This is a genomic window from Nocardia sp. 852002-20019_SCH5090214, from assembly GCF_001665865.1.
Taxonomy (GTDB): Bacteria; Actinomycetota; Actinomycetes; order Mycobacteriales; family Mycobacteriaceae; genus Nocardia; species Nocardia nova.
Genome location: NZ_LZMK01000200.1, coordinates 1 through 3,716 on the forward strand (window position 1 = coordinate 1; position 3,716 = coordinate 3,716).

The window sequence follows — 3,716 nt, forward strand, 5'->3', positions numbered from 1 at the left end:
CAGCTCTACCAGCTGGCCACCTACACCCAATACAGCGACACCGCAGGCCACCACGCCGCCTACACCAGCACCCCCGCCACCCCGACCGGAACACCAGTCCTCGCCGCGGTCGCCGACTGGTTCACCGCCCTGGCCCACGACCTCGCCGCCACCCACCCCACCACCGAAACACCACTACCGGCCACCACCACAACGGAGCCCACCTCCCCGGCGACGTCCGGCTCCGTCCCTGAGCGGACCGGCACGGCAACCTCTCCCCCTGCCGTGCCGAGTCCTTGAACCCCTTCGGCGGAGACGGTTTCTCTGCGCCAGAGAGATCAGTTCGTTCCTCGCGGGCCGACTCCGCCGAAGGGCCCATCCACCCACCCATCCACGTCGAGGAGGTGAACCACCATGCCACACACCACATCCGCGGACACCACTCCGGCTCCAGGGGACGAATGGCGTTGGCTCGAGCCCGACTGTTCAAAAGAACTGCAGTCCGAGCCGACGCAACTGCATCCCGGGCGTACCGATACCCATCTCGCACCGCAGGCGCTGGGACAGGAGCGTCCGCGGCTCGGTATGCCGTCCGCGCGGGTGTGGATAGTCGTGGGTGCGACGGTGACTGTGGCCGCCGTCCTGGTGATCATCGGTGCACTGGTCGTTGCCGATCCCGGCGGACACGGCCTGGCTCAGACCCGGACCGCGGCCCCGCCTACGAGCAACGCCGCAGCCGCTGGCGGGGCGTGCGCAGGACTCACCGGCACCACGGTCACCGATCGAGACGGTGACACACGGACCGTTGCCGGGGTCGTGGCGTCGTTCGAAAACGCCTACTACCGGCTCAGAAACGCAGACGCGGCACTGCGGGTCGTGGCGCCGGAGGCAGGCCTGGCGGTCGATGCGCTCGCCGCCGGGATCGCCTCCATCCCGGCCGGCAGCACCTATTGCGTGGCGATCACCCCGATCGCCGGTGGTAGCGCGAACGTGCACGTGGTCGAGCAACATCCCGACCGCACCCGCACCGACTACCTGCAAGTGATCAACACCCGCCCCGACGGGCCCCGCTTGGTGATCACCAATATCCAGAAGCAGGCCGGACCATGACCGCCCTCGCCGTACACACTTACGATGAGCCCGCCGACGGACGTCTCGACCCGACGACCGTCACAGGGCCCGACCCGGAAAACCTTGCGCCGGTGAGGAATTCACCGTTACCCGTCACCGGGTCGTATCCGCCGCTGTTCGCGGTGCTCGGCGCCCACGGCGGCGCGGGCACCTCGACGCTGGCCCGGTGGTGGGCACACGCCGCCGACACCGGGCTGGCGTGGCCCGCCTCGACAGTGACCACCCAGCGGGTAGTGGTCGCGGCTCGTGACTGCATGCCCGGGCTGACTGCTGCCGCGGACCGGCTACGGGAATGGCACGCCGGGCTCACACCCCCGAGGGTGACCGTGGTCGGGCTGGTGCTCGTCCCGCCGCGGCCCGGCCGGGTTCCGCTAGCGGTGCGTCGGTACCGCAGTACGGTCGCCGCCCTGGTCGAGGGCGCGGTGTGGTCGCTCCGGTGGCACGACGAACTGCTCACCCATGAACTCGACGAGCTCGCGACCTACACGCCGAGTGATCCGCCGCCACCGCGGCGCGCCCACGTGGGCGACGCGGTCCCCGTCGACGTCTACCGGGCCGGGGCCGCGATCACCGCCCGCATCGCCGCCACCCGGCCGATCCAAGCCGATTCCACACCGAGGAGATCGTCATGACCTTGATCGTCGTCGACAGCATCGTTGTTCTAGCCCAACAGATTCCGATCACGCCGCAACCGCCTCCGGGCTCGGAGGGGCTGACCAAGGTCGTGAACTGGCTCGCCTGGGCGGTGATGCTCGCCGGCATCGCAGCACTCATCTACGCCGGCGGCAAATTCGGATGGGAACGCTGGCACGGAGGCGCTGTGGAAAGCCCCAAGATCGTGCTCGGCGCCCTCGTCGGCGGGATCATCGCCACCAGCGCCGGATCCATCATGACCCAAATTGTCGCCAAATAACCGACGCGCCAGCGAGTTTCGATGCACCGCACCTTCGTGACCGACACCGCGGAACGGTCCGACTCCAACCATCTCAACAAGTACTCGATTCTGAAACAAAGGAATTCACACCTATGCCAGTCACCGACACCTCCCCATTGGCCATGACCACCAGCGACGGGCTCACTTTGGCCGGGGATCGTTGTGGGCCAACGTTCGCCGCAGCGACCGTTGTCTATGTTCATGGGTTGCTGTGCGACGGCAGCTGGTGGCAACCGCTGACCAAGCAGGTCCACGATCGCCTCGACGGCCAGATCGCTCAAATCGTCTGGGACCAACGCGGACACGGCCGCTCAGGACGCCCCCACCGCAGCGTCGAAACCACCCTCGAGCATTTGGCCGACGATCTCGACGCCGTGCTCACCCAGGCAACCGGGTCGGTGGTGCTGGTCACGCACTCGGCCGGGTCCATGGTCGCTGCGGCCTACGCGCAGCGCTACCCGGCGCGCGCGGCCGCCCTGTCCGGGTTGGTGTTGTTCAACGCCACCGGCGAATTCCCCGAATTCCCCGCCCTGCCGAGGCATTTCACCGCTGCTGCGGCGCGGATCAAGATGCTTCGCCACGGCAGGCTCGACCTTGTCGCGGCCGCGGCCGCGTCGATGGCCGAACGACGATTCCGTCGCACGGCGCGCCGGCTGGGATCCAAGGCTCCGCTGGCGACCGGCGCCCGTCCGGGGGATCCGCGGGTGCTGACCGACCTCATGCACGCCTACCGCCACTTCTACCTCGACCCGGACGTTGTCGCCGGGTTGCGGTCGGTGCCGTCGTTCGTGGTCACCGGCGACCGCGACCGCGTCGTCCCAGCCGCCCAATCGACCCGGTTCGCCGAGAAGATCTGGGCCGACCAGCAGGTCGTGTCCGGCGCCGGGCACTCCCTGCCACGCAGCGACCCGGACACGGCCGCCGAGGTGATCGTCGCGGCTCTCGATGTCGCCTACCACGTCGATGTCGACGAGCTCTTGCTCGACCAGGACAGCGAGCTGGCCGCCGACACCGACGGTGTGCCATGAGCGCCAGCACCCGTCTGGACCCGAAAGTTCTCGCCCCGCTGACCCAGCTGCTGGGATGGCTGGCCTGGCTGGTGCTGCTGCTGGCGATCGCCCGCACCATCTGGATCGGCTGGCAGCTGGCATGGCGGCTGCACCGCGAGGAAGCGGTCGAAGGACTCGCCGGCGCCCTGCTCGCCGCCGTCCTCATCGGCTCCGCCAGCGGCATCGCCGCCGCCCTGTTCCCCACCCACTGAACCCATACCCCTTGGGAGACACCAGTGAACCCACACACCACCCACCACGCCGGCCTCACCGCACTGATCGGGCTGCTCGGCATCGCCACGCTCACCTGCTGCACCGGCCCTGGCGACCACACCCACCCGCCCACGACCTCATCGCTGCCAGCGGACATCCACGCCGCACCCATCAACACGACAACCACCGTCTACCAAGCCATCTCGCTCCCAATGGCCGACCAAGGCCCCCACACCGTGACCGGCGCGGTCGCCGCAGGATTCACACACACCCCCGCCGGGGCGGCGCTGGCCGCCATCCACGCGCTCGTCCGGATCTCCGTGGCGCCCGACGATCAATGGGCCCTCGTCGGTCAACAAATGCTCGCCGCCGGCGCGGAGCGCGATGACTGGGCCGTTCGCGGGCGCCCA

The 3,716-nt window shown here is 69.1% G+C and carries 5 protein-coding genes and 2 pseudogenes; all 7 read left to right on the top strand.

Annotation, left to right across the window (positions count from 1 at the left end; all coding sequences use genetic code 11):
* Positions 1–279, top strand: a pseudogene (locus A5780_RS41005) (hypothetical protein); the annotation flags it as partial.
* Between the two features lie 114 nt (positions 280–393).
* Positions 394–1,089: a hypothetical protein gene (locus A5780_RS16435; protein WP_064908871.1), complete on the top strand. Its 696-nt coding sequence runs from the start codon at positions 394–396 to the stop codon at positions 1,087–1,089.
* Positions 1,090–1,181: 92 nt separating this feature from the next.
* A complete protein-coding gene (locus A5780_RS16440; RefSeq protein ID WP_064908875.1) occupies positions 1,182–1,742 on the top strand; it encodes a hypothetical protein in 561 nt (186 codons plus the stop codon).
* Positions 1,739–2,023 carry a hypothetical protein gene (locus A5780_RS16445; protein WP_064908872.1) on the top strand — a complete coding sequence of 95 codons (285 nt, stop codon included), beginning with the start codon at positions 1,739–1,741 and terminating at the stop codon, positions 2,021–2,023. The genes A5780_RS16440 and A5780_RS16445 overlap by 4 nt, the downstream gene beginning before the upstream one ends.
* 113 nt (positions 2,024–2,136) lie before the next feature.
* On the top strand, positions 2,137–3,072 hold the full coding sequence (locus A5780_RS16450; RefSeq protein WP_197521768.1) for an alpha/beta fold hydrolase: 936 nt from the start codon (positions 2,137–2,139) through the stop codon (positions 3,070–3,072).
* Positions 3,069–3,305 carry a hypothetical protein gene (locus A5780_RS16455; RefSeq protein WP_064908874.1) on the top strand — a complete coding sequence of 79 codons (237 nt, stop codon included), beginning with the start codon at positions 3,069–3,071 and terminating at the stop codon, positions 3,303–3,305. The genes A5780_RS16450 and A5780_RS16455 overlap by 4 nt, the downstream gene beginning before the upstream one ends.
* 24 nt (positions 3,306–3,329) lie before the next feature.
* A pseudogene (locus tag A5780_RS16460) lies at positions 3,330–3,716 on the top strand (hypothetical protein); the annotation flags it as partial.